General features: G+C 70.3%; 21 protein-coding genes. 11 read left to right on the top strand and 10 right to left on the bottom strand.

All coding sequences use genetic code 11. The features are described from left to right. Nucleotides 1-76: 76 nt before the first annotated feature. Together ACLQ26_RS08255 and ACLQ26_RS08250 are read right to left on the bottom strand one after the other, a co-directional pair. Nucleotides 77-1,906 carry a type IV secretory system conjugative DNA transfer family protein gene (locus ACLQ26_RS08255; RefSeq protein ID WP_425743875.1) on the bottom strand — a complete coding sequence of 610 codons (1,830 nt, stop codon included), beginning with the start codon at nucleotides 1,904-1,906 and terminating at the stop codon, nucleotides 77-79. A 46-nt stretch (nucleotides 1,907-1,952) separates the two neighbouring features. Beyond that, the gene (locus tag ACLQ26_RS08250) at nucleotides 1,953-2,531 is read right to left on the bottom strand and encodes a hypothetical protein (RefSeq protein WP_425743874.1); all 579 of its coding nucleotides are present in this window, start codon (nucleotides 2,529-2,531) and stop codon (nucleotides 1,953-1,955) included. Between the two features lie 212 nt (nucleotides 2,532-2,743). Between ACLQ26_RS08250 and ACLQ26_RS08245 the strand changes: the two genes are divergently transcribed. Genes ACLQ26_RS08245 through ACLQ26_RS08195 form a run of 11 tightly spaced genes read left to right on the top strand, consistent with a single transcriptional unit; the run spans nucleotide 2,744 to nucleotide 15,048 of the window. Then, entirely contained in the window at nucleotides 2,744-4,318 is a 1,575-nt protein-coding gene (locus ACLQ26_RS08245; protein ID WP_425743873.1) for a pyridoxal phosphate-dependent decarboxylase family protein, read from the top strand. 5 nt (nucleotides 4,319-4,323) lie between these two features. Next, entirely contained in the window at nucleotides 4,324-5,148 is an 825-nt protein-coding gene (locus ACLQ26_RS08240) for a glycosyltransferase family 2 protein (RefSeq protein WP_425743872.1), read from the top strand. Further along, nucleotides 5,145-6,173 carry a zinc-dependent alcohol dehydrogenase gene (locus ACLQ26_RS08235; RefSeq protein WP_425743871.1) on the top strand — a complete coding sequence of 343 codons (1,029 nt, stop codon included), beginning with the start codon at nucleotides 5,145-5,147 and terminating at the stop codon, nucleotides 6,171-6,173. Before ACLQ26_RS08240 ends, ACLQ26_RS08235 begins: the two co-directional genes overlap by 4 nt. Then, on the top strand, nucleotides 6,170-7,072 hold the full coding sequence (locus ACLQ26_RS08230) for a methyltransferase domain-containing protein (RefSeq protein ID WP_425743870.1): 903 nt from the start codon (nucleotides 6,170-6,172) through the stop codon (nucleotides 7,070-7,072). Before ACLQ26_RS08235 ends, ACLQ26_RS08230 begins: the two co-directional genes overlap by 4 nt. After that, entirely contained in the window at nucleotides 7,069-7,854 is a 786-nt protein-coding gene (locus ACLQ26_RS08225; protein ID WP_425743869.1) for a hypothetical protein, read from the top strand. The genes ACLQ26_RS08230 and ACLQ26_RS08225 overlap by 4 nt, the downstream gene beginning before the upstream one ends. A gap of 7 nt (nucleotides 7,855-7,861) precedes the next feature. Then, nucleotides 7,862-8,950, top strand: coding sequence for a 3-phosphoserine/phosphohydroxythreonine transaminase (serC, locus tag ACLQ26_RS08220; RefSeq protein ID WP_425743868.1), 1,089 nt, complete (start codon nucleotides 7,862-7,864; stop codon nucleotides 8,948-8,950). A gap of 39 nt (nucleotides 8,951-8,989) precedes the next feature. Next, entirely contained in the window at nucleotides 8,990-9,913 is a 924-nt protein-coding gene (locus tag ACLQ26_RS08215) for an NAD-dependent epimerase/dehydratase family protein (RefSeq protein ID WP_425743867.1), read from the top strand. A gap of 36 nt (nucleotides 9,914-9,949) precedes the next feature. Further along, complete coding sequence (locus ACLQ26_RS08210; RefSeq protein WP_425743866.1) at nucleotides 9,950-11,782, top strand: B12-binding domain-containing radical SAM protein; 1,833 nt, start codon at nucleotides 9,950-9,952, stop codon at nucleotides 11,780-11,782. 28 nt (nucleotides 11,783-11,810) lie between these two features. Next, nucleotides 11,811-12,947 carry a DegT/DnrJ/EryC1/StrS family aminotransferase gene (locus tag ACLQ26_RS08205; protein WP_425743865.1) on the top strand — a complete coding sequence of 379 codons (1,137 nt, stop codon included), beginning with the start codon at nucleotides 11,811-11,813 and terminating at the stop codon, nucleotides 12,945-12,947. After that, entirely contained in the window at nucleotides 12,944-13,897 is a 954-nt protein-coding gene (locus ACLQ26_RS08200) for a hypothetical protein (protein WP_425743864.1), read from the top strand. Before ACLQ26_RS08205 ends, ACLQ26_RS08200 begins: the two co-directional genes overlap by 4 nt. Beyond that, complete coding sequence (locus ACLQ26_RS08195) at nucleotides 13,894-15,048, top strand: glycosyltransferase family 4 protein (protein WP_425743863.1); 1,155 nt, start codon at nucleotides 13,894-13,896, stop codon at nucleotides 15,046-15,048. The genes ACLQ26_RS08200 and ACLQ26_RS08195 overlap by 4 nt, the downstream gene beginning before the upstream one ends. A gap of 19 nt (nucleotides 15,049-15,067) precedes the next feature. On the opposite strand, the gene pheT is transcribed toward ACLQ26_RS08195, so the two are convergent. The 8 genes from pheT to ACLQ26_RS08155 all read right to left on the bottom strand — a co-directional run bounded on the left by pheT (nucleotide 15,068) and on the right by ACLQ26_RS08155 (nucleotide 24,528). Then, the gene (gene pheT, locus ACLQ26_RS08190; RefSeq protein ID WP_425743862.1) at nucleotides 15,068-17,482 is read right to left on the bottom strand and encodes a phenylalanine--tRNA ligase subunit beta; all 2,415 of its coding nucleotides are present in this window, start codon (nucleotides 17,480-17,482) and stop codon (nucleotides 15,068-15,070) included. A gap of 15 nt (nucleotides 17,483-17,497) precedes the next feature. After that, complete coding sequence (gene pheS / locus ACLQ26_RS08185; RefSeq protein WP_425743861.1) at nucleotides 17,498-18,535, bottom strand: phenylalanine--tRNA ligase subunit alpha; 1,038 nt, start codon at nucleotides 18,533-18,535, stop codon at nucleotides 17,498-17,500. 150 nt (nucleotides 18,536-18,685) lie between these two features. Beyond that, nucleotides 18,686-20,149 carry an ATP/GTP-binding protein gene (locus tag ACLQ26_RS08180; RefSeq protein ID WP_425743860.1) on the bottom strand — a complete coding sequence of 488 codons (1,464 nt, stop codon included), beginning with the start codon at nucleotides 20,147-20,149 and terminating at the stop codon, nucleotides 18,686-18,688. Between the two features lie 14 nt (nucleotides 20,150-20,163). Further along, nucleotides 20,164-21,636 carry an SCO6880 family protein gene (locus ACLQ26_RS08175; RefSeq protein WP_425743859.1) on the bottom strand — a complete coding sequence of 491 codons (1,473 nt, stop codon included), beginning with the start codon at nucleotides 21,634-21,636 and terminating at the stop codon, nucleotides 20,164-20,166. Nucleotides 21,637-21,641: 5 nt separating this feature from the next. Beyond that, nucleotides 21,642-22,931: a hypothetical protein gene (locus ACLQ26_RS08170; protein WP_425743858.1), complete on the bottom strand. Its 1,290-nt coding sequence runs from the start codon at nucleotides 22,929-22,931 to the stop codon at nucleotides 21,642-21,644. Next, nucleotides 22,931-23,683 (bottom strand): hypothetical protein, encoded by a 753-nt coding sequence (locus ACLQ26_RS08165; protein WP_425743857.1) that lies wholly within the window; start codon nucleotides 23,681-23,683, stop codon nucleotides 22,931-22,933. The genes ACLQ26_RS08170 and ACLQ26_RS08165 overlap by 1 nt, the downstream gene beginning before the upstream one ends. Before the next feature lie 28 nt (nucleotides 23,684-23,711). After that, entirely contained in the window at nucleotides 23,712-23,996 is a 285-nt protein-coding gene (locus ACLQ26_RS08160) for a hypothetical protein (RefSeq protein ID WP_425743856.1), read from the bottom strand. A gap of 10 nt (nucleotides 23,997-24,006) precedes the next feature. After that, nucleotides 24,007-24,528, bottom strand: a complete 522-nt coding sequence (locus ACLQ26_RS08155; RefSeq protein WP_425743855.1) for a hypothetical protein — start codon at nucleotides 24,526-24,528, stop codon at nucleotides 24,007-24,009. Nucleotides 24,529-24,606 lie beyond the last annotated feature (78 nt).

Genomic DNA, 24,606 nt, shown 5'->3' with positions numbered 1-24,606 from the left:
CGATGTGTGGGGAGTCATGCCGAGAGGCACCGCTCCTGGCGACCGGGGTCACAGTCTCTCGAGAACCGGCCGGGTCTCAGTGACCCGTGACGCGCGCCTCGGCCTCGCCGGTGTACTCCAGGACCCGCTTCTCGGTCTCGGCCTTGCCGGCCCCGATCTGGTCGCCGTCCTTGCGCTTCCACCACGGCAACAGCTTCACCTCGACCGGACGGGCGGCGCGGGCCACGACGACGGCGCGACCGAACGGGAGCGTACGGATCTCGTCGGCCGTGAGCACCCGCCGCTTCTGCCGCTCCGTGGAGACCGACCGACCGTCACTGCCTCGGGTCACCGTCGATCGTTTCTCGTCGGCCTCGCCGATCAACCGGGAGATGTCCTCCAGGTCGTTCACGTTGCCGGCGCCGCCCATGATGACCCGCACGGCGGCGTTGTCCCACATGATCATCGCTTCGTGCTCGCCCCACCGGGAGCGGGCCTGGGACAGCGACTGGAGGTACACGTGCAGTGAGATCGAGAAGCCGCCGGAGTCACCCATGTAGCCGGGAAGGTTCGGCAGCGGCGCGATGTGGGCCGCCTCGTTGAGCTCGACCGTCAACGGCGGGTCGAGTCGGCTGCCGGGCATGCGGGACGCCACCTTGCGGGCGCCGTCGAACAGGTCCTCCAGCATCGCGGTGACCACCGGCGCCACGCTGCCGGTCTTCTTCTCCTTGCCGAGGACGTAGAGGGTGTTCGGACCGGCGAGGAACTCCTTGAGGTCGAACAGGTCGTCCACGCCCGGCGAGCAGGCGTCCATCACCCCGGGGTCGGCGAAGCAGCCGAGCGCCTGGGTGGCCACCGCGAACATGATGCTCCGGTGCCCCGGCTCGCCACCCACAGTCGCTTCGAGCGTCGAGGCCCAACCGGGAGCGGCGGTGCCCTCCTCCTCGGCCCGGCGCAGAATCGCCGCCGGTTCCGGGTTGACCTGCTGGACGCACCAGGTGGTCACGTCCCGGATCGTCCTGCCGCCGAGCGCCGCCGCGTGCAGCAGGCACCGCAGGATCGTGGTGGCGCCGAGGATGAAGTAGGCGGCGTTCCCCTCGACCTCCAGACCGGCGCCGTTGATCATCGCCGCGGCACGGTTGGACGCGATGAGTGGATTCTCGCAACCGAGGACCGGCGACCAGCGCAGCCGCTCGGGCCAGTGGGTCATCCCGTTGGGATCGAAGACGTAGACGCGACCCAGCTTGCTGCGCATCGCGTAGGTGTTGGTGAACGCGTCGGCGCGGGTGGACGTGACGATGCACGGACCTGGCGCGTCGATGGTGAACGGTGCGCAGAAGTGGACGTCCTTACCCTGCCGCGGTGGAGCGAGGACGATGAAGACGTCCTCGACGGAGGCGTAGATCTGCTGCTGGGAGCGGATGTCACGCCCCAGGTAGAAGCCCACTTCTCGGGGATCGACATTCTTCCGACCCCGGTACGACGGTCGGACGTTGCGGGCCTTGTCCAGCACCGCCTTCGCGCTCAGGGTGCGGCGGATCTCGTTGCCGGAGGCGAAGCCCAGCCGGAAGATCCGCATTTCGCGTCGACGCCGCCAGTTCAGCGCGAACCGGACGATGGGCACCGCCGCCCAGCCGATTCCCCCCAGGCAGGCCACGAAGATCGTCCAGATCAACCAGGCGGGGCCGACCGTCACGCCCACCGGCCAGGCCGCGGCCACGTCACCGCCGTTCTCGACCAGCCTGCGGGCGATGCCGAAGAGATCGCCGGGGGTCGACTCGGGCCATCCACGGCCGGAGAGCAGGGCCGCCAACTGGCCGGCGAGCCAGAGCAGCAGAGCCACCAGGGAGAGGACGACACCGGCCACCGCGGCAAGGAAGAAGAGCACGCCGGTGGCATCATCGTTGCGGGTCGGTCCGGAACTCATGGCCACTCCGAGGTGTTCGGGCAGGTCGGTGCGGGGCTGCGCGGTGTCACTCCGCCGGGCGGGGCGGTTCGGGCGACAGCCGCGCTGTGATCGGCTGATCCCGCTGGATCTCCCGCGCGAAGTCGGCACGGATGCCGTCGGGCATCCAGGCTCGTCCCGTCGTGTCGACGTGCGTCTCCCGACAGGCCACAAATGCCATCCGTAGCCGCTCGCGGCTTTTGTATAGATTGTCCAACCAGGACATGGCATCGTCGAGCCCGCCATCGGGGCCGAAGTACTTCTGCCGCAGATGCCACAGTGCGGCCAGCTCCTCCACCGCCTCCGGATGCCGCCACCAACAGGGTCGGATCTCCAACTGGAGGCTGTACCGGAAGACCAGCAGCTCGACGAAGCGCGCCAGCGCCGTCCAGGCCGCGAGCCGCTCGGCCCCGGAGACAGTGAACCAGTCCACGGCGCGGGAAGGGCCGTCGGCGGCGGCGTCCGGCGCGACCCCGTCGGTCGACGTCGAGGGCTCGGCGGCATCCGCGGGAGGACCGTCCACGGCGACGGCCAGCCGGTCGATGACCTGCTGCTGGGCCGCCACCAGGGCAGCGAGCCGCTGTAGCTCCGCGACCTGCTCCTGCATCCTGGCCCCTTTCGCCAACGGCGCCTCCGCTGGGGAACGTAGTACATCTCGTCACCGTCCGGGTGCCTCCCGCGTCGCGGCCGGTGTCCCCGGGGTCACCCTGCGGGGTTCCCCGCGGCAGGTAACGCCGTTATGCTCGGCCATCGAGATCGATGGTCAACAGGGTGTCCACAGGGGACTGTCGCTTTCGGAGCCCTCGCTCGCGAAACGGGGTGAATTCACTGAGCCGGCACCACGTCCTGGCCGAGTCAACACTGAAGGAGTTCGACGCCAGCCTGGAGGAGTTGATCCGGGCCTGTGTCGATTTCAAGTTCGCCGCGCCGCACGTCGTCCCGCCGTCCCGAATGGACCGCGCACTGCTGCGCGACGCGGCGGAGATCACGACGAACGGCCGCGAGCTCAGCGACGTGGTGGGGCGGTTCGCCGAAACGGTCCTTCCCGCCTGCCTCAACTTCGCCGCCCCGACGTTCCTGGCCCACCCGGACGCGGGCAACTCGAGCGCCGGCATCCTCGGGGACGTCGCCAACGCCTTCCTCCAGCAGAACCTCTCCTCGTTCGACTACGGGCCGGCCGCGACGGTGCTGGAGGTGCACCTGCTGCACACGTTGCGCGAACTGGTCGGCTATCCCACGCCCAGCAGCGGCGACAGCGCGCTGAGCACCGGCGGCGCTGTGGTCTTCGGTGGCGCCGGTGCCAACTTCTCCAGCCTGCTCGCCGCCCGTGAACACCTCAAGCGGCAACTCGCGGCACGCGGCCGCATCTTCGACCCACGGCGTACCCGCGTGCTTGCCAACCGGCCGTTCACCCACTTCTCCCTCCGGCGCAGCCTGCACATGCTGGGCCTGGGCAACCGCGACCTGACCGCGCAGCAGCGGCAGGAGGCGGGCCTGGCCGAGGAGGCGCTGTGCGACGTCGCCAGCCAGCACTTCCGCATCGACCCCGCCGACCTCGAGCGCCAGATCGAGGCCGTTCGTGCGCGCGGCGAGGACATCATGTGCATCTTCGCTGTCGCCGGCGACAGCAGGTTCATGGCCTTCGACGACCTCACCGCTCTCGCCACAATCGCTGAGCGCCACGACATCTGGTTGCACGTGGACGCCTGCGAGGGCGGCCAGGTGTTGTTCAGCCCGAATCGTCGCGAGCTGATGGCAGGCGTCGAACGGGCACACAGCCTCTCCATAGACCCGCACAAGGTGCTGCTCGTCCCGTACAACATCAGCCTGTTCTTCCTGCGCGAGCCGCAGTGGTTGACCTACTTCTCCGGCGACCCGGCCACAGTCATCAACCAGGACGAGATGTCGCTCGGCGGTTACACCCCGGCGATCAACAGCAAGAGTTTCATCTCGCTGAAGCTGCTGTTCATGCTCCAACACTGGGGATGGCAACGCCTCGCCGAGGAGATCGACCGTCGACACGCGCTGGCCAGGACGGCCGCCGAGTGGATCGACGCGCACCCCAACCTCCGCCTGGTCAATCCGGACGTGACGCACAACGCCGTCGCCTTCATGTACCTGCCGAACCCGGAGGACCCCGGGGACGTCGCGGCGCTCAACCAGCTCAACCGGGCGCTGCACACCAGGCTGAACACCGAGACCACGTTCTTCGTGCACGCCTTCCCGGCCCGGGACGACGAGGCGCGGATCCGGGCGGACAAGGGCGTCATCCATCCGCTTCGGATGATGTTCGGCAACCCGCTCTCCGACTGGCCTGTCGTACGAGAGTGCCTGGAGACGACAGTGCGGATCGGGGCCGCACTGTCCCGCGAGCCCGAGTGGCAGGCGAGGTGACAGGCGTGCCGACCTCCCACGAGGGCGAGCCCCTCATTTCGGTGATCATGCCGGCCTTCAATGTCGAGCGGGTGCTCCCGGACGCCATCGAGAGCGTGCTCGACCAGAGCCTGCGTGACCTTGAGTTGATCATCGTGGACGACGCGTCCACCGACGGGACCGCCCGGGTGGCGGAGCACTACCGGGCACTGGACAACCGGGTCCGGGTGGTCACCAACACGACCAACAGCCGCCGCGGCATCATCCAGTGGGAACCCCGCAACAACGGCCTCCAGGTCGCCCGGGGCACCCTGATCGCCTACCTGGACGCCGACAACCGCTGGGAGCCCCCGACGCTTGCCACCCTGGCCCAGGTCCTGGTGGAACGACCCGACGCGCAGCTCGTCTACTGCAGGTCCCGCAACCACCACCACCCCGACCAACTCGACCAGGTGATCGCCGCAGACAGCCGAACCGCAGTCCAGCGCGGCCCCGGCTGGGTCGTGTTCGCTCAGGACGAGCTCGTCCCGGAGTCCCTCGGTCTGTCGCAGTACGTGGACACCAACGAGATGATGCACCGGGCGTCCGTCTTCCGGGCGCTCGGCTCGCTCTGGCACACCGTCCATCCGCGTCGGGCCTGGGTCAACGAGCACCAGGGGCGGCGCTGCCCCTACCGCCGCCACAACGACCTCGACCTCGCCGAACGGATCATCCGCGCGTACGGCAGGGAATCGGTGGTCCAGGTGCCCGCGGTCCTGGTCAACTTCTACTACCCGTCCGCCGCGCGAACCCCGACGGCCACCTCGTGGCCCACCTCCGCAGCGGCCCTCCTCGACGAGGGCGCGCGATGAGGCTGTGGACGATTCCGGGGCCCGGGAAACTCGTCCCGGCGGAGGTGGCGACCCCCGTCGCGGGCCCCGGAGAAATCCGGCTCCGGGTCGCCGCCGTGGGGATCTGCGGATCAGACGTCGAGATCTTCCAGGGTCGCCGGCCGCCGAAGGTTCGCCACGGCCTGCCGGTGGTCGGGCACGCCGTCTCCGGCACGGTGGACCAGGTGGGCCCGGGTGTCGGTGGCATCCGCCTCGGTGACCGGGTCAGCTGCGTGGAGGGGTGGGGCGCGCTCACCGAGCACCTCGTCACCACCCCCACCAACTCCCTCGTCTTCGACGACCGCATCCCGCTCGTCGACGGATGCCTGCTGGAGGTGCTGCCGGGAGTGGCGATGGCGGCCTGGCGTACCGGCATCGAGCGGAACAGCGACGTGCTGGTCGTGGGCCAGGGGGTCAGCGGCCTGCTGATCACCAGGCTGGTCGCGGTGCACGGCTGCCGGCGACTGGTGGTGGTCGATCCCGATCCGGCCAAGGGCACCCTCGCCCGTGAGTTCGGCGCCCACGACGTCCGGACCGGCACGCTCGCCGAGGTCGCCGGCACGCTGGCCGCGGACTATCCGCACGGCTTCGACGTCGCCATCGCGGCCACGCCCACCGGTGTCGTAGACGAGATCACGCCGCTGATGCGCCCGCGTTCGCGCATCGTCGCGTACGGAGGGCTCGACGACGAGGCGCGCATCGACGTGCTGGCCCTGCACCACCGCAGCGTCTCGCTGATCAAGGAGGGCGAGCGGATCGGCGGTGTACGCGAGGCCCGCGCGATCTGGCGGGAGGCGTTGCAGTTGGCCTACGACGGGGTGCTCGCGCTGGGTCGGCTGCGTACCCACGCGTACCCGATGGAGGACGCGGCGGCGGCGCTGCGGCTGCGGGCCGAAACTGCCGGTGGCATCCAGGTCGTGCTCCGCAACGACTGGTCCGTCGCCGTCGACGAGCCCGAAGCCGCTGGCGTGGATCACGCGGACCGCCGGGCGGTGCCGGCGGCATGACCACTACCGCACAGTCCCACCTCCACCGGATGGCGCACACCTACAGCGTCGGCAGCTTCGCACGGGTCGTCGCCGCCGGCGGGAACCTCGGCTTCATGAACCTGGGTTTCGCGTCCGACCCGGTCCGGCCGGGCACGACCTCGGTGCGTCAGCGGCGAATGGCGCAGATGGTGCTGGACGCGGTGGCACCGGCGAGCGGTGAACGGCTGTTGGACGTCGGCTGCGGCAGCGGCGGAATGGTAGGCCTCATCACGCGCAGGTGTCCCGACGCCCGCCCCGTCGGCCTCAACATCGATCAACTTCAGTTGGCCCGTGCCCGGGTCGTCGCCCCGGGGCGGCCCGGGTTCGTCGCGGCGAACGCCGAGCGCCTGCCCTTTCTCGACGCCACGTTCGACGCGATCCTGAGCGTCGAGCTGCTGTCCCACATCGCCGACAAGGCGGCTCTCGTGGCCGAACTGGCTCGGGTGCTGCGGCCCGGTGGTCGGATCGTGCTGGCGTACATCGCGTTGGCCCGGAACTACGCCGACTTCCCCGACGAACAGCGGACGCATCTCCGGCGGGTCGCCGAGTTCTTCGCCGAGCAGCCACGCGACATACCGACCCGAACCACAGTCGAAGCCCACTTCGCCGCCGTCGGGTTGCGGCCGACCGCGCACAGCGACCTGACCGACGGGGTCTTCGGCCCCCGTCATCACGAGTTCCTCCGGCTGCTGCGCTGGCTCGGCCACGACAACGACCTGGTCCGCAGGGCCGCGGCCCGCTGGGCCCGCGTCCGGTGGGGCGTCGACCCTCACGAGCTGACCAGGTTCCTGGCCGCGAACACGGCGGCGCACCCGTGTCGCTTCTACGAGTACCACCTGCTGACACTCACCAAGGACGAGAAGGAGCCGTCATCGTGACCTGGGAGGTCCGCACGGTCGACCGGCTGAGCGCCGAGTTGCTCGTTCAGCTGCGTACGGAACAGATCGCCGCCGCTGTCGTGCCCGGCTACTGCACGCCCCGGGCCGCGGAGCTCATCTCGGCGCTGCTCGTGGAGCACCCGGAGCGGGTGAACTACCGCGCCCGGTGGGCTCGCGGCACGGAGGCCGGTATCCAGGCCGAGGACCGGTTCACGGAGACCGACGTGGACCGGGTGGGGCCGATCGACACACCGCCCGAGGGCGCCCCCAGGCAGCAGGATCCGGTCTCGATGATCCGCGCGATCCGGTCGGCCGCGTCGCCCGAGCTCGCGCCCATCGACCGACTCCGGCTCGAACTCGACGAGGTCGCGCCCCTCGGCGCCGGTCTGTACCGCGACGGCAGCACCGTCCGCCTCTCCGGCGTCGGCCGCGTGATGGAGTCGTCCCGGCAGCTTGTCCACGCGGACGTCGGCCGTCGCGACTGCCTCACCGCGAACGTGTACCTACGGATGCCGGGCACCGGCGGCGGCACCCGGATCTGGCGGCACGACGGTCCCTACCGGCAGTCCACCGGGGCGTACCGGTTCGCGGACGGGGAGATTCCGACGGAGGCGCCGAGCTGCGTGGTCCAACCGAACGTCGGCGACCTGGTGGTCTGGAACCCGGCGCTGCCGCACATGGTGCTGGGCTTCGACGACCCGCCTCGGGTGACCCTGCAGACCTGGCTGCAGTTGCGTCACGAACCGGACGCGAGCGACTTCTCCGTCCGGTTGCTGACCTGAGGTCAGGATGACCACACGGGGTGGGTACACGTTCAGCGCGGGGCCGGTGATGCTGCCTGCCCCGGTACGCGAGCGGATCAGAAACGACCTGGGTGACTGGCGCGGCACCGGCTTCTCCGTGCTGGAGCTGAGCCAGTGGGACGAGACGCTGCTGGCCATGTTCGACCAGGTCGAGTCGGATCTGCGGGACCTGCTCGGCGTCCCGGACGACTACGCGGTGCTGTTCCTGCACGGGGGCGCCTCGAACCAGTTCGCAATGGTGCCGATGAACCTGCTGCGCGGCAGGCGACACGTCGACTACCTGCACACCGGGCTCTGGTCGGGCAAGGCCATTCAGGACGCGCGCCGGTACGCCGAGGTGAACGTGGCGGCGTCGACCGAGGCGGTCGGTTTCCGCCGCGCTTCCCGCCCCGGCGAACCGAGGTGGGACGAGCGGGCCGCGTACCTGCACTACACGCCGGTCGAGACGGTGCACGGGGTGCAGTTCGACCACGTGCCGGACTCGGGCGGGGCGACGGTGGTGGCGGACGTGTCCTCGGCGCTGTTCAGCGCGGACCTGGACGTACGCCGCCTCGGCCTGGCGTACGCCTCGTCCCAGAAGAACCTGGGCGTCGTCGGGATGACAGTGGTGATCGTCCACCGTGACCTGATCGGGCACGCGGATCCGCGTACGCCCACCACGTTCGACTACGCGGTGCACGAACGCACCCGGAGCCGCTTCACCACCCCGCCCGTCTTTCCCTGGTACGTCGCGGGGTTGATGCTCGACTGGGTCCGGGAGCAGGGCGGCACGGCTGCCGTGTGCGCCGCCAGTCGCCGGCGCAGCGAGCTGCTCTACGCGGCGATCGACGACTCCGGTCTCTTCAGCGCACCCGTGGAGGTGGGCTCCCGGGCATCCGCCAGCGTCCCCTTCCGCCTCACCGATCCCCTCCTCACCCAGACGTTCCTCGCCGAGGCGGAGGCGGCGGGCCTGCACGGCCTACGCGGGCACCCCTCGGTCGGCGGCCTTCGGGCCTGCCTCTACCTCGGCATGCCCGAAGCGGGGGTGCACGCCCTCACCGGCTTCCTGAAGGAATTCGAGGCGCGGCACGGCTGACGGCGGGTCCGGAGCACACCCCGACGCGAAGGGAACGGAATGGCGGTAGTCGTTACTGGAGCAGCGGGCTTCATCGCTGGGCACCTCGTCGCACAGTTACGGGGTGCCGGCGAGACGGTGATCGGGATCGACCGGCGGGACATGTCACAGGCACCCGGTCTCCAACCGCTGATCGCCGACCTGAGCGACCCCTGTGACGAGGCGGTGGAGGCGTTGCGGACCGCGGACGCGGTGTTCCACCTGGCCGGTTGCCCGGGCGTCCGGGACCGCAGCCCCGACGTGCAGTGGCGACGGCGGCGCGACAACGTGCTGTCGACCGAGCAGGTGCTGCGCCACGTACCGCGAGGGACGCCGCTTGTCGTGGCCTCGTCGTCGTCGGTCTACGGCGGCTCCGACGGCCGTCCCTGCCGGGAGGACTTCCCGCTGCGCCCCCGGGGCGGCTACGCGCAGAGCAAGCTGGAGATGGAGCACCACTGCGCCGCACAGCGGGAACGGGGCGCCCTGGTCGTCACGGCCCGGTTCTTCACCGTCGCGGGCGAGCGGCAACGCCCGGACATGGGCCTCGCCGGATGGATCCGGGCCGGGCTGGAGGGGCGCGCGGTGCCGGTCTTCGGCGACCTGAGTCGCAGCCGCGACCTCGTCGACGTCCTCGACCTGGTCGCGGCGGTACGCGCCCTGGCCGACCGGGGAGTGCCGGGCACCGTGAACATCGGCACCGGCCAGGCGCACTCCCTGGGCCAGATGCTGGACGCCCTGCGCGACGCTCTCGACCGCCCGATCACCGTGACCCGGCACCCGGTCGACGCCGACGACCCGAACGCCACCCTTGCCGACCCCACCCACCTGCACTCGCTTACCGGTCTTCGGCCGCGAACCGACATTCGCGCGCTGATCCGCCGGCAGGTCGTGGCGGCGCTGCGAGACGCCGACGCGCAGCCCGCAGCAACGGTGACCGGCCGATGACCCCGCTCCCGTCCGCCCAGCCCTCAGGAGAGCGCCATGTCCGCTGACGTCGTCTTGATCCACCCGCCATTCTGGGACCCGTACGGGCCGCCCGCGTCGACCGCGGCGTTACTCGGGCACCTGCGCGCCAACTCGGTGCCGGCCGCCCAGATCGACTTCAACCAGATCTTCTTCGCCGCGCAGTACGACGAGATCGTCGGAGGCTCGCTGAGCGACCTACGGGATCGGGACGTCTTCGACAGCCGGGTGCCGCACGAGCACAAGGTGGTGCTCGGCATGCGCGAGTTCGTGCCGGACGTGTTGCGCCACCACGACATCGCCGAGTCGGTCCTGAGCCTCCCCCGCCACCGCCGTGCGATCGCCGAGTGGGACATGGGCCGGCTCAACGTGCTCGACGCGATCGTCCACTACGGGTACTTCGTCCGGCAGGATCCGGACATCGGGCGGCTGATGGCCGACCCGGGCGTGCTCGACCACGCGGCCTGGAAGCCGATGCGTGAGCTGTTCCTGTCCCGGGTGATGCCGCTGATCCGCCGTGAGGAGCCGGTCGTGGTCGGCCTCTCGTTGCTTGGCGAGCAGCAGTTGGTGCCCAGTATCGCGATCAGCTACTGGCTGCGGGAGGCGGGGTTCGACGGGATCATCCTGTGGGGTGGCAGCGACATCCGCTACACCCACGAGAAGGCCGGCCGACCCGAGTCCTGGTGGCGGGATCTGCCGGACTTCCTCTGCCTCGGTGAGGGCGAGAGCGCGATTCTGGGCCTCGCCCGCCGAGCTCGGGCGGCCCAGCAGACGCACGGTCCCGGCTGGAGGCGGACCATCACGATCTCCCGCAACCCGCGCGACGCGAACTTCATCGGCGGGCTCATCCCGCAGCCGTTGGAGCGGGCGTTGCTGCCGGTCAAGCGGTACGAGCAGGTGAACACCCTCGCCCAGTACGACTACACCGGTTTCGATCTGCACGACGGTTACCTGATGCCCTGGCCCGTGGTGCCGTACCAGGGCTCCCGGGGATGCCACTGGGGCATCTGCGCGTTCTGCGACCACGAGGAGGGCTACCGGCTGCACTACCGGCCGAAGACCTCGACTCAGGTGGTCGATCACATGGAGGACCTGCGCAACCGGTTCGGCGTCACCCATCTCCAGTTCGTCGACGAGGCCATCGAACCGCAGTGGATGACCGATCTGAACGACGAGATCGAGCGGCGCGACCTGGCCGGCGTCTTCCGCTGGTCCAACTATTCGAAGATCGCCAAGGAGGTCGACTACGACTCCCTGCGGCGTAGCTACGCCAACGGCTGTCGGCTGATCCTGTTCGGTGTCGAGTCGTTCCAGCAGCGGGTCCTCAACGTGGTGCGCAAGGGCATCCGACGTGCCGACATCTTCCAGACGCTGCGGGACGTCGACCGGGCGGGGATCCGGTCCTGGGTCTGGCTGATCTCCGGGCTGCCGTCCCAGACCCCCGCGGAGGTCCGCGCGGACATCGCCGACCTGCAGTCGCTGCGGGGCGTGGTGGACGCCGTTTCGGTGGGCCGCTACCGGATCTCGGCCAACTCCGACGTGTTCCGGGAGACGGAGAAGTTCGGCATCGTCTCGTACGACCTGAACCACCCGATGGATCTCACCTTCCAGGTGCAGGGGGAGATCGTCCGGCCGGAGGAACTGGCCGAGCTCTTCTACCGGGAGTACTACCCGACCGCTGTGGACATGTCGGTCTCGCACAACCGCTACCTGCTCTTCGCCGAGGCGATCAAGGAGGAGAGCGGCACCTCGGCCAGCGGGTCCACCCGTGCCCGGCCGGTTGCCCCGGCAGCCACGGCACGGCCTGCCGCCGTGCAGACGGGCGCCCAGGCGGGCCTGGGCAACATCTGACGTCCGGGCCACAGCGGAAGGAATGCGCGTGATTCCCCTGTTCAAGGTAGGCATGTCCGCCGACGCGGGCCGCCTGGTCAGCGACGTTCTGTCCAGCGGCTACATCGGCCAGGGTCCCCGGGTCGAGGAGTTCGAGGACGCGCTGCGGGAGCGGATCGGCAACCCGAACGTGGTGACTGTCAACAGCGCCACCTCGGGTCTGCACCTCGCGCTGCACATGGTGGCCGGCGCGGGTGGTCCCGGCGGCGCCGACGTGTCGGTGCCGGGCGAGGTCCTCACGTCGCCGTTGACGTGTACGGCCACGAACTGGCCGATCCTGGCGAACGGCCTGCGGATCCGCTGGGTGGACGTCGACCCGGCCACCCTCAACGTCGACCTGACCGATCTGGCGCGCAAGATCACCGAGCGGACCCGGGCGGTGGTGGTGGTCCACTGGGCGGGCTACCCGGTCGACCTGGACCGCCTGAGCCGGATCCTGGACGACGCCGAGCGGACCTTCGGCCACCGGCCCGTGGTGATCGAGGACTGCGCCCACGCCTGGGGTTCGACCTTCGGTGGCCGTCCGCTGGGCAACCACGGCAACATCGCGGTGTTCAGCTTCCAGGCGATCAAGCACCTGACGACTGGCGACGGCGGCCTGCTCGTGCTGCCCGACCCGCAGCTGGCCGAGCGGGCGCGGCTGCTGCGCTGGTACGGCATCGATCGGGACCGGGGCCAGAGTTTCCGCTGCGAACACGACGTCGCCGAGTACGGCTTCAAGTTCCACCTCAACGACATCAACGCGGCCATCGGCTTGGCGAACCTGGCCGAGGTCGACGGTCGGGTGGCCCGGCACCAGGACAACGCGGCGTTCTACGACCGCGAACTCAAGGACGTAGCCGGCATCCGGATGACCGAACGTGCCGACGACCGACAGTCGTCCTTCTGGCTCTACTCCCTGCTCGTCCAGCGACGGCAGGCGTTCATGGACCGGCTCGCCGAGCGGGGCATCGACTCCAGCCCGGTGCACCACCGCAACGACACGCACAGCTGCGCCCGCGAGTACCGCCAACTGCTGCCCGGGCTGGACTCCTTCGCCGACCAGGTGGTGTCGATCCCGGTGGGCTGGTGGGTCACCGACACCGACCGTCAGCACATCGTCGACGTCATCCGGGGCGGTTGGTGACAGTGGGCCTGCGGCTGCTGGCGGTGCCGATCGCCGGGCGGGACACCGCGTCGAGCCGGTTACGCCTGTACGACCTCGTGGCGGGCTTGCCGCCCACGTTCGACGTGACGGTCGCGCCGCCGGGGTCGGCCGCCGTCCACGACCTGCGGGTGGACACCTTCGACCTGGTGTACGTGCAGAAGGACGCCCGACCGCCGGTGCTGGAGCTGTGCCGGCGGGCCACGGACGCCCGGGTGCCCATCGTGTACGACATCGACGACGACTTCGGCTGCTGGCCCGACATGGCGGAGGAGGAGCTGTGCAAGCTGGCCACCGTCGTGACAGTCGACTCCGACGCACGGGCCGACTCGTTGCGCGGGGTCGCTCGGGACGCCGTGGTCCTGCCCTGCATGATCGACGCGGCCCAGCATCCCGCCCGCCGGCCCGCCCCCTCGGTGCGCGAACGGATCGGCACCGTCGGCTCCTTCGGCAACCTGTTGAGTCTGTGGCACACACTGCCCTGGCTGGCCGCCGTACCGCCGGAGTTGGACACGTACGTCGTCGGGCCGGCCGGCGCGGAACGCGACCTGCCCCGCGTGCCGCTTGTGCCGTTCCACCTGGACGATTTCGTGCCGAGCCTCCTGCGGGCCGACGTCCACATCCTCGCGCACGGCGAGCGGGAGGCGCCGCTCAAGGACAACAACCGGCTGGTCATGGCGATGTCCCTCGGCCTGCCGACGCTGGTGTCCGCCACACCCGCCTACCTGGAGGTGCTCGCCGACCTGGGGCTGGAGTGGCTGTGCTGCCGCCCCGAGGAGGTACCGGCCCGGCTGGGCGACCTCGCCGACCCCGCGGTTCGGCTCGCCGTAGCCCAGGCCGGCTGGGCCTACGCCTGGGACCGCTACGCCCCGGCCCGCTGCCTCGCCGAGTTCGTCCGCGTCTGCGACATGGCCGTCGGGGCGTCCCGGTGAACGGGCCCATCCGGCTGTGCATCGTCAACCCCCACGGATACGAGCTGTTCGATCCGTCGGGTCGGGCGACGAGGGTCTTCGGTGGCGCCGAGGTGCAGCTCTACTACCTCTCCACCGGGCTGGCGGCGACCGGCGAGTTCGACGTGAGCATGGTGGTCGAGCAGTACGGCGACGTCGACGGCCGCCACCAGGGCGTACGCATGCTTGCGGTGCCCCCGGTGGGCCGCGCCTTCGCGCGTTTCCGGGACCGGATTCCGGTGCCCGCGCCTGCCTACCTGCGGGCGCTGCGCCGGGCGGACGCCGACATCTATCTCCAACGCGGCGGTGCCGTCCTCACCGGCGACGTCGCCACCTACTGCCGGACCCGCGGGCGCGCGTTCGCCTTCATGGCGGCCCACGACTGGGACTGCGACAGGCGGCACCAGCGCGGCTGGCAGTACCTGGCGGGGACGTACTATCTCGCGGGGTTGCGCGCGGCCGACCTGGTCTTCGCACAGTCCGAGCATCAGCGGACCCTGCTGCGCCAGCACCTCGACGTGGACAGCATCGTGCAGCGGACCGTCTACCCGGCCGCGTCCCGGGCGGACGTCCCCCGCGACCACGTGCTGTGGGTCGGCAGGTGCCTGAGCTGGAAACGCCCGCTGGCCCTGCTCGACCTCGCGGCGGAGCGCCCCGACCAGACGTTCGTGATGGCCTGCCCGGCGTACGAGGGGGAACGCGCGCTCTACGACGAGGTGACGCGCCGCGCCGCCCGCCTGCCGAACGTCGACTTCCGGGAGTTCGTGCCCTTCGCGGAGACCGAGGACCTGTTCAGCCGGGCCCTGACCTTCGTCAACACCTCGACGGCGGAGGGCTTCCCGAACACCTTCATCCAGGCGGCCCGCGTCGGCACGCCGATCCTGTCGCTGACCGTCGATCCCGACGGACTCCTCGGACGGGCCGACATCGGCAGCGCCGCAGGGGACGACATGGGCCTGCTCGGTCGGCGACTGGACGAGTTGCTCGACCAGCCGGAGACGTGGCAGCGGCAGTCCGAGAACGCCTACCGCTACTTCGCCGAGCAGCACAACCTGGCCACGAGCCTCCCGGCCTTCGCCGAGAGGCTCCGCGACCTCGCTTCCACCCGGACGCGTTCCCGGTCAGCGCGCTGACCGGGAACGTCCACAGGCCCTAGCGCAGGGTGATGCCCCGCTCCTTGACGAACGTCAGGAACTCGTCCCGGAAGCCCTCCAGCTCGGCGCCGGTGAGCGTGTGGTCGGGCGCCTGGAGCCAGAACCGGAAGGTGTAGCTCGCCGTACCCGGCGGCAGGCCCTTGCCCCGGTAGACCGTGACGAACTCGCGCTGCTGGACCAGCGGATGGCTGAACTCGTCCAGGGTCGCCACCAGCTCCTCGTAGTCGCCCGCCCAGACCAGCGAGAAGTCCTGCCGGGAACCGGGCACCGAGGGCAGCGACTCGTAGTGCGGCTCCGGGTACACCGGGGCGTCGAGCAGGCTGAGGGCCAGTTCGAACCAGATCACCTGCCGCTGCGGCGCCACGGTGTCAAGGATGGGCCCCATCAGGACCCCTACCGAACCGACTGTGGTGTCCCCGATCTGGATGTCGGCCCACAGGTCCGGTACCTGCCAGGGATCGCCGGCCTCCTCGTGCCCGGCGCCGGTGCGCACCGGCGTCTCGGCCAGCATGGCGCCCAGATCCTCCAACGCGCCCTTGACCTGCCGGAAGTGCTCCTCCACCGACCCGGACCGGGCCGGGCGGACGCTCGCCCCCGCCAGCCGGACCTCCTCCAGGTGGCTGCTCGGGTCCGAGCTGTGCGCGTCCGGCGGGTAGGTGCCGGGCAGGTAGACGCGGCCGATCTCGAACAGCCGGAAGTCGTCCACGTTCGCCACGTTCTCCGCGACATCCCGCAGCAGGTTCGGCAGCAGGCTCTTGCGGAGGCGGGACCGCTCGGGTGCCACCGGGTTGCGCAGCCGCAGGCTCTCCCCGGGGACGTACTTGAGCTCGGCGTTCCAGTCGTCGTCGAGCCAGGGGTAGTTCTCCACCTCGGTGAAGCCGTACGCCTGAGCCAGCAGCCGACGCGCCTTGTGCTCGCGGCGGACCGGCCCGTTGAGCTTCGTGGCGGCGAGACCGCCGCTGGGCACCACGGGCTCGATCGAGGCGTACCCGTGGACGCGCAGCACCTCTTCGAGAATGTCCGCCGGGAGGGAGATGTCCTGGGCGGCCCGGAACGCCGGGACGCTTACCGTCAGCTCGTCCTGACGCACCTCGGCGCCGAAGCCCAGGCCGGTGAGGATCTGGGTGATCCGCTCCTGCGGCAGCTCCGCGCCGGCGCGTTCCTGGATGTAGGTGGCCGGCATGGTGATGATGCGGGGCGCATCCGCCGGGTCACCCAGCACGCTGGCCCGGGACACCGGGGTCGGTGCGGTGCCCGCGTCCTCGAGCAGTCGCAGCAGCCGGGCCAGGCCGACCGGGGAGTTCGACGGCGGCTGACTCTTCTCGTACCGCTGGCTGGCGTCGGTGCGCAGGCCCAGGCGGACCGAGGTGCGGCGGACCCGGGCAGCCCGGAAGTTCGCCGACTCGAGCAGGATCTGGGTGGTGTCGGCGCGGACACCGCTGTCCTGCCCGCCCATGATCCCGGCCAGGCCGATCGGGCCGTCACCGCCGTAGATCAGCAGGTCGTCCGACTGCAGCTGACGCTCCTGGCCGTCGAGCGTACGGAAGGAGGAGACCTCACCTGCGTGGGCGACCCGGATCTCGGAGACCTTGCGACGGTCGTAGACGTGGGTCGGCTGACCCAGCTCAAGCATGAGGTAGTTCGTGGTGTCGACGAGCACGTTGAAGGTGCGCTGACCCAGCAGGTGAAGTCGCCCCTGCATGGTCAGCGGGGAGGGCACGTTCGCCGCGATGTCCACCGCCAGGCAGCTGAAGCACGGGCAGTCGTCGAGGGCGTCGTCGGTGGCCGGGAACGCCGGCAGGTCGTCGAAGCGCGACAGGTCGGCCACCGCCAGCGGGCGCAGCGGCCGTTCGAGGATCGCCGCCACCTCACGGGCGAAGCCGTAGTGCCCCCACAGGTCAGGCCGGTGGGTGAGGCTCTTGTTGTCGAAGTCGATCAAGGCGTCCCGGGTGGGGATCCAGGTCGACAGCGGCTTTCCGAGGGCGGCGTCGTCCGGGCACTCCAGCACCACCTCGTGCGACGACCCGATGCCCAGCTCGGCGGCCGAGCACAGCATTCCGGTGCTCACCACCCCGTCGAAGTCGGCGACCCCGACGACGCCGCCGGGCAGCGCGGCACCGGGAGGCGCGTAGGCGACCCGGAGGCCGAGCCGGACGTTCGGCGCGGTGCTGACCGTGCGGACGGCCTCCCCCACCCCGGTGTCCAGGGTGACCAGCGCCCGCCGCGCACCCTCGCCTGTGGACAACGCCTGCACGTCCACGATCCGGGCGACCACCGCGGCGTCGGCGACGTTTGTCACCGTCTCGACGCCCTCGCTCTCGGCCGTGGCCAGGGTCAGCCGTTCGGCGAGTTGCCCCGATGACATGTCGTCCAGGTCGACATAGTCGGAGAGCCAGTTGACGGAGATTTTCATCGAGTAGCCGTTCGTCTAGACGGTGGCCGGGAACTGCCGATAGAAGCGCCAGTCACCAGAATCGAAAAGGCGGATGTCAGGGATTCCGTACTTGAGCATCGCCAATCGAGTCATTCCGAGCCCGAATGCAAAACCGCTGTGCGTCTCGGGGTCGACACCTGCGGCTTCCAACACCCGGGGATGCACCATTCCGCAGGGCATCAGTTCCACCCAGCCACTGTGCTTGCAGACCCGGCAGCCCTCGCCGCTGCAGATGAGGCAGGAGAGGTCGAGCTCGAAGCCCGGCTCGACGAACGGGAAGTATCCGGGACGAAGCCGCACGGACACGTCGCGTTCGAAGACCTGCCGGAGCAGCGTCTGCATCACGGAGAGCAGGTTCGCGACAGTCACGCCGCGGTCGACCATAAGACCCTCGCACTGATAGAACGAGGTCTCGTGCGAGGCGTCCAGGGCTTCGTACCGGAAGCAACGGCCCGGGAAGATGGCCCGCAGCGGCGTGCCGTACTTGCGCATCGCCCGGACCTGCGTGGCAGAGGTGTGAGTCCGAAGCAGGGCGCCGCTGTCCAGCCAGAAGGTGTCCTGCATGTCCCTGGCGGGATGGTCTCGTGCCACGTTGAGAGCGTCGAAGTTGTAGTACTCCGTCTCCACCTCGAAGCCCTGCTCGACCATGAAGCCCATGCCGCGGAACACGTCCTCCAGGAAGAGCTGGATCGTGTTGACCGGGTTGATGCTGCCGACGTTCACCCGCTCACCGGGGAGCGTGAGGTCGACCAGGCCGCGCCGGCGCTGCCGGGCGGCCACGGCCTCGACCTGCTGCCGCGCGTCCCGGATCGCCGTCTCGGCGAACGACTTCAGCCCGCTGAGCTCGTTGCCGACGACCCGCCGCTCGTCCTTGTCGAGAGCACCGAAGTTCGTCCCACGAATCAGAGTGGTGATCGAACCGTCCTTTTGGCCAAGGAACTTGACCCGGACACGCTCCACCTCGTCGGGCTCACGGGCCTCGGCCAACTCATGAAGCAGTGCCTCCCGTAGGGCGTCGGTGTCGGCCGTCATGCTCCACTCCATGGTTGAACTGGCAGTTCTGGATCGTGGTGAAGTCTAGCGACAACGGACGCGGTCTCCCTACACCACCCCAGATGTCACCCGAACCCCGCGGGTACGCGATCCGGCGTCCCGGACCGCCGAATCGCATCGGCGACCAACTCAGGTTCGGCTCCACCGGAAATCGGTGTTGCCGAGACGCTTCTCGATTTCCGTGGGCTCAAGGTGCACCGGAATACCCGGCCGGTTGCCGACCTTGATCAAAAAGTTGCCGCGCCCGATGAGCACCTCCTGCTCATCCGGCCCGGTGGTCCACGACGGCGGCGCTGACCAGGACAGGACCTCACTGCGCTCAGAACGGGACAACGGCCGTACCCGGGACACGGCGTCGAGTTCCTGCTCGGAACAGGCGCCGATCATCAACACCGCGCACCGATCGGCGAAGCCGCGAGCCTTCGCCCGGTCCTCCTCGCTCGCCAGCGCCTCCAGATCACCGAGCGAATGGGTGATGAAGGCGGTTCCCGTACCCTTTGACCGGTTCAGTCGGGTCAGCGCGTCGATCCGGTCGACCATGCCGTGGCCCACCCGCAGCGCACGCCACATCTCGTCGAGCACGAGAAAGAATCGGCGCGGCGGGGCCAACCCCAGGTCGGCCAACCGGTGCGCGGCCTCCACCTGACCGAACCCCGCCGCCCAGGTACTGACCAGGGTGGCCGCCGTCAGGAGCTGATTCGTCTCGCTGATGCCGGAGATGTCGACGCAGAGCGCCCGGGTGTCGAGATCGATGGCCGCCGTCGTCTGGCCCTCCACAGTCGGTCCGAGCGGCCCGTGGATCAGGGCCCGCAGGGTCCGGCGGAGGTTCTCGGTCTCCTCCCGATAGCGATGCAGATCACTCTCGTCGTGCCACAGGGTCACCCAGCGCACCTGCTGCGGCCCCTCTTCGACGATCCGCAGCACGTCCGACAGGACCGGCTGCTGGCTCGACTCCCGTTCCGTGAGGAACCGCAACGCAGCCGCCAGAACGGTGATCTCGTCGGAGGCGAGCGGCGCGCCCCGGGTCAGGGTGGCCAGCACCAGAGCCGCGTTGAGTCGCCGGTCGACCACCTCGGCCCGCAGTTGCTCGGCTTCCTTCGGGTCGCTGACCCGGGCGAGCACCTGCTGCCAGGGGCCCACGTCGAGTGGGTTGAGCCGGTGCAGACCGGGGCCGACCCGCAGGACCCGGCCACCCAACGCGGCCACCAGGTCGGCATAGTCGGGCTTGAGGTCGCCGAGGATCAGGGGCGTGACGCCCTGCGCCGCCAGGCTGAGGAGCATCCGGCGCACGCTTGTCGACTTGCCCATGGCCGGCTCGGCCTGGATCCACACCGACGGGTTGTTGATCAACTTTGCCCGCTCGTACCACGAGATGGGGTCGAAACAGACAGTCGCCTGCGTGTACCGGTGCCGGCCCAGCGGGGCGCCCACGGTCGGCGTGGACGCGCCAGTGCCGAACGGCCACAGCCCGCAGACCTGAACTGTGGTGCCCCGGTACTCGACCGGCCCCTCGACCCACGACACCTTCCCGCCACCCGGGCCGGGGTAGCCGTACCGGGTGGGCCGACGGCGCGGCGGATCCAGACGGGACATACGAGACAGACCCCTTAGAACGGAACGCTGGCGTGGACGGGTAGCACCACCCCGGCCGGCAGCCCGGCCGCGAACGTGGCGGCCTGGGCGCCGTACATGGGCCGGAGGGAAAGTCGGGCCTCAGCCGCTCGGGAGGCGATGATCCGGTCCGCCTGTTCGAGCTCGTCCGCGCTGGCAACGGTGGCGGTGACCAGGAGGGTGAAGCGGACGACACCCGCGCCGGCCGCCTCCTCCTGCGCCGCCTGCTCGGCGGAACCGAGGTCGACCAGGTCCCGTGCGGTCGGACGCGCCTTCTTCGTCGCATTGAACCGCGCGTCGCGCTTGTCGGCCTCCACCAGGCGGGCTGACTCGGCGGGCGAGTACGGGCGATAGATCAACGAGACCCGCTTGCGCATCAACTCCGGGTCCGGGTCGGTCAGGCGGGAGAAGGTGTTCGAGAAGGTCACCCCGCGCGGCGCCTCCACCATCCCCCAGGTGCGGGAGAACCCGGAGTCGTGCCGGTACGAGTCCCAACTTTCCCGGGCCGCCACCGGCCCCGCGTTCTCCCAGGTCACATCCAAACTGTGGTCGCCACTGAGGTCGTGGGCGACCGCCGGGTCGTACGCCGCGCGTACCGCCGCCGCCAGGCTTCGCGGTGACACCGGGTGTACCCCGCCCGCGCCGGCGGCCGACAGCCCGGAGTGCAGATGCGGCAGCCGGGCGGCGACCTCGCGGCACATGTCCTCGTGGGAGAGGCCGCGACGGCCCGGCGGGACGGTGTAGGTCAGGGAGACGAGGGTCTCCACGGTGGCAGCGCCGGCAGGATAGTGGCGGACCACTTCGCCCAACACCTGCCGGGCCAGGTCGGGGGCATCATCGGCCATGTTGCCGTGCACCTCGGCCGCCAGCAGATGGCCCGGGTCCGGCGTCGTCTCCACAGTCACGGCGGCCTGCACCAGCCCGGGCTCCCTGCACAACGCCGCCAGCCAGCCCGCCAGGTGGGCCACCCGGGCGTCGACCGCCGACTGGTCGACCAGGTCGATGCCCTCGGGCGAACACCGCAGAGTCACCGTGTAGTGCCGCGACTGGGGAACGACGACCACGCCGATCCGGCCAGCCCGGCCGGTCTCCACCTCGTACACCTCCGAGCGGGCCAGGATGCCCGGCAGTTGGTGCGACCCGGTGGCCCGGGAGGCGACCCCGGAGAGGTAGACGTGCTGCCGCCGCGAGCGGCCACGCCACCAGGCGATCCGCGCGGCGATGGCCTGCAGGCCGGTCCGTCCGTTGAAGCGGAAGGCCAGCGGTCCCAGTATGCAGAGGCCGAGCAGTGCCGTGACGAGCGCCGCGATGATCGAGACGGCCAGCATCAGAACGGTCAGCAGGGCGATGGCGAACATGACCAGGGTCGCCACCGGCCCCAGACCGAACAGGCCCGCGCCGACGCCCCGACGCCAGTTGCCGTACGTCCGCTGCGGCGACTCGGTGTCACGCGCTGGTGGAGGCGCCATCGTCGTCATCTCTGCTCAGCCCCCGTGGCCCCCAGGCCGTCCGCGCCGGTCTGGCCAACCTTGGACACGGCGGCCTGGGTGGCCTTCACCGCCGCCGCCGCTCCGACAACCCCGGCCGCGGCCACGGCGCCCACCGGGCCGGCGGCTGCCGCTCCGGCCCCGCCCGCCGCCGCGCCGGCACCCGCAGCACCGCCACCAGCCGCGGCGCCACCACCAGCCGCGGCGGTCCCGCCGCCGGCTCCTGCGCCGGCACCCGCCGTCGGAGCGGACGCGCCGGGCGCCGCCCCCGCGGGTGGGCGACTGCCGGACGGGGAGGGTCGGCTGCCCGACGGCGACTGACCGCCGCCGCCCGAGCCGCTCCCACCACCGCCACCGGAGGATGAGCGCGACCGAATCGCGCCCTCGGCGATCTCGACAGCGGCCCCCGCTCCGCCGCCACCACCGCCCGACAGCGCCACCTGGCTGGAGACGGGCGCCAGCAAGCGGATCAGCGCCGGCAGCGCCACGATCGCCATGCAGAGGGTCACGATGCCTGTGAAGACGGCCTTGATGTCCTTCCCCTCACCGATGAGCCAGAAGCCCAACGCGTACACGGTGGCCGCCGCCGGTTTGTAGAGCAACGATGCCCCGAGCCAGGTCAGGTAGCGAGCGAGCACGCTGCGGGAGCCTCCCCCGGTGACCGCCACCGCTGCCGGAACCGTGATCAGACCGGTCAGCAGGATCTGCATGCCGCCCACCGCGATGCTGATCAGGATCTGCGTCAGCGAGACCAGGATGAGCACGAACGAGATCGCCATGATGGCGACGGCGGTGATCCCCGCGAAGGCCGGATTGCCGGCCACCGGGATGATCCGTTTGATGCGTTCGGTCAACTGCGCGCCGGTCGCCTCGTCGATGATCCAGACCGAGAACTGGTCACCGAAGACGGCGAGCATACGGACCACGACGAAGGCGGTCGCCGACAGCAGGATCAGTTGGACCATGCCCCGTGCGGCGTCGGCGACGGCCCGACCACTGCTTTTTTGCAGGACCATCCGGATCGCGAGTATGAGCAGGGAGAAGACCGCGATCGCCGCGGTCACCCACTCGGTGTAGGCGCGCAGAAAGGTGACCGCGCCCTCGTTGCTCACCAGCGGCGACTCGACCCGGATCCAGCCGGTCAACAGCATCTCGACCGTCCACTGCGCGGTCTTGGCCATGTTCTCCGCGAGCGTGTCGAGGGCGGAGGCGAACTGGTTGCTGACGAAATCGCCGATCGGATCGCAGTCCGGGTCCAGCCCAGGTATGCAGACCACTAGCGGGCACCCCACTGCACGACGCCTGTGAGGTCGGTGGTCGCCCGGTTGACCGACAACCAGGAGCCGCCGGGGGGTGGCACCATCCGCCAGTCGCCGTCGCGCCAGACCAGGGTGTACGTGACCACGTTGTACCGGCCGCTCGCGCTCCCCGCGGAACGGTAGACAACCCCGATCACCGCCGTGTCCGGGGTGTAGGACTGGTAGATGAAGCCCGCGAGCGGGTTCAACTCGCCCGGCTCGGCCGGCTGCTCGGGCTGTGCGCGGAGGCTGCGAAGCAGCTGCTCGCGGTCTGCGTTGGCGATGAACTGGCCGGTGATGGTCGGTTCCCAACGCTGCCGGCCGGACGCGAAACCAGCCCGCTTGCCCAGCTGTGCCGCGGCGATCAGGGCACCTTCCGGAGTGTGGGCGAACCCGGCCGCGGTGGCGTCGTCGACCTTCGACGGCCCGGCGGTGCGACTGACCGGCACCGCGCTCTGCCCGACCAACTGCCAGGTGACGTCCGCCGGGGGGGCGGTGGGTACGGCTGTGGGCAGGTCGCCGGTCGGCGCCGGAGCGCTGCCGTCCACGGGGGCCGGAGCCGACGTCCCCGCAGCCGGAGGCGTGTCGTCAGGATCGCCCGACCGGACCGCGACGACGATGCCGCCCAGCACGATGAGGCCCACCACCACCGCCGATACGACGAACGCCGGCCGGGTCCACGGGGACGGCGTGTCGGCGAAGTCTGGCTCGGAGCCGGACGAGCGGCCCATCCGTTACCTCCCGTTGGTCGGAGCGATGTCAGACGAGCGCGTCGACGAGATGAGGCGCGGCGCCTGCGAGCACGCATCCGGCCAGCCAGAAACCGAGTGCCGACACACCGGCGTCGTTACCCCGCCGGTGGGAGAGCACCATCTTTCCCCCGATGATCATGCCACCGGCCACTGCCGCCGCGGTGAAGAGCCATTTCACCCATTGCAACAGCGTCACGATTGCCTCGGTGCCGGGTGGCTGCTTGCCACCTCCCGGATCCGGCGCGGCCGCGAGCAGATCGCTTGCAAAATGGGCAACCTCGGCAATATACATCTGTAAGCCCTTAATTGTTTGTCATGACGCGGACGATGGAGTCGCGGAGAGCGGCCACATCGTGGGGGATCCCCACATCCGTCGGATCATCGGCGGCGAGCAGCACCTCCTGCCAGCCCACCCGCCACAGGGCGGGCACCCAACCGGCCAGCAGTTGAAGCCGTTCGACGACGATCCGCGGCGGCTTGCGGGGCGAGGCTGCCACCGCGACCAACCCCCGGACGCGGACCTGCGGGGGAGCCGCGCGACGCCGCCACTGCTCGACCGCGCCCGTGGCCGCCAGAACTCCGGTGGCGGAGGCGCGACAGACGAGCACCACCTCGGCAATCGGCCAGGCCGGCGGGAAGAGCGGCCAGCCCGGGGGGAAATCGCGACCGAGACCGGTCAGCCGGGCGAGAGTGCTCGACCCACTGCCGCCGTGGCAGCCGATCCACCACACGGTGGGCCAGCCCTCCGCCACCGCGTCCGCGGGGACGCCGACGGCGGGGAGAAACGGCGGTACAGCCGATCGGGTGAGGTGGTTTACCGACATGACGGCACCGCCACCACTGCACTGTCAGATAGCACGGCTGTCGCCCCCCGTGGCGCCCCTCGAACCGACGGGGCGAGA

Source organism: Micromonospora sp. DT43, from assembly GCF_049841645.1.
Lineage (GTDB): Bacteria > Actinomycetota > Actinomycetes > Mycobacteriales > Micromonosporaceae > Micromonospora.
The sequence above is the reverse complement of the archived record's forward strand: the minus strand, read 5'-3'. Positions and strand labels throughout refer to the sequence as shown.

Coding starts and splice junctions, on each gene's coding strand:
- ACLQ26_RS08180 (WP_425743860.1), bottom strand. CDS start 20,149: ATGTCCCGTCTGGATCCGCCGCGCCGTCGGCCCACCCGGTACGGCTAC.
- ACLQ26_RS08175 (WP_425743859.1), bottom strand. CDS start 21,636: ATGGCGCCTCCACCAGCGCGTGACACCGAGTCGCCGCAGCGGACGTAC.
- pheT (WP_425743862.1), bottom strand. CDS start 17,482: ATGAAAATCTCCGTCAACTGGCTCTCCGACTATGTCGACCTGGACGAC.
- serC (WP_425743868.1), top strand. CDS start 7,862: ATGACCACACGGGGTGGGTACACGTTCAGCGCGGGGCCGGTGATGCTG.
- ACLQ26_RS08155 (WP_425743855.1), bottom strand. CDS start 24,528: ATGTCGGTAAACCACCTCACCCGATCGGCTGTACCGCCGTTTCTCCCC.
- ACLQ26_RS08235 (WP_425743871.1), top strand. CDS start 5,145: ATGAGGCTGTGGACGATTCCGGGGCCCGGGAAACTCGTCCCGGCGGAG.
- ACLQ26_RS08210 (WP_425743866.1), top strand. CDS start 9,950: ATGTCCGCTGACGTCGTCTTGATCCACCCGCCATTCTGGGACCCGTAC.
- ACLQ26_RS08230 (WP_425743870.1), top strand. CDS start 6,170: ATGACCACTACCGCACAGTCCCACCTCCACCGGATGGCGCACACCTAC.
- pheS (WP_425743861.1), bottom strand. CDS start 18,535: ATGACGGCCGACACCGACGCCCTACGGGAGGCACTGCTTCATGAGTTG.
- ACLQ26_RS08160 (WP_425743856.1), bottom strand. CDS start 23,996: ATGTATATTGCCGAGGTTGCCCATTTTGCAAGCGATCTGCTCGCGGCC.
- ACLQ26_RS08165 (WP_425743857.1), bottom strand. CDS start 23,683: ATGGGCCGCTCGTCCGGCTCCGAGCCAGACTTCGCCGACACGCCGTCC.
- ACLQ26_RS08255 (WP_425743875.1), bottom strand. CDS start 1,906: ATGAGTTCCGGACCGACCCGCAACGATGATGCCACCGGCGTGCTCTTC.
- ACLQ26_RS08215 (WP_425743867.1), top strand. CDS start 8,990: ATGGCGGTAGTCGTTACTGGAGCAGCGGGCTTCATCGCTGGGCACCTC.
- ACLQ26_RS08250 (WP_425743874.1), bottom strand. CDS start 2,531: ATGCAGGAGCAGGTCGCGGAGCTACAGCGGCTCGCTGCCCTGGTGGCG.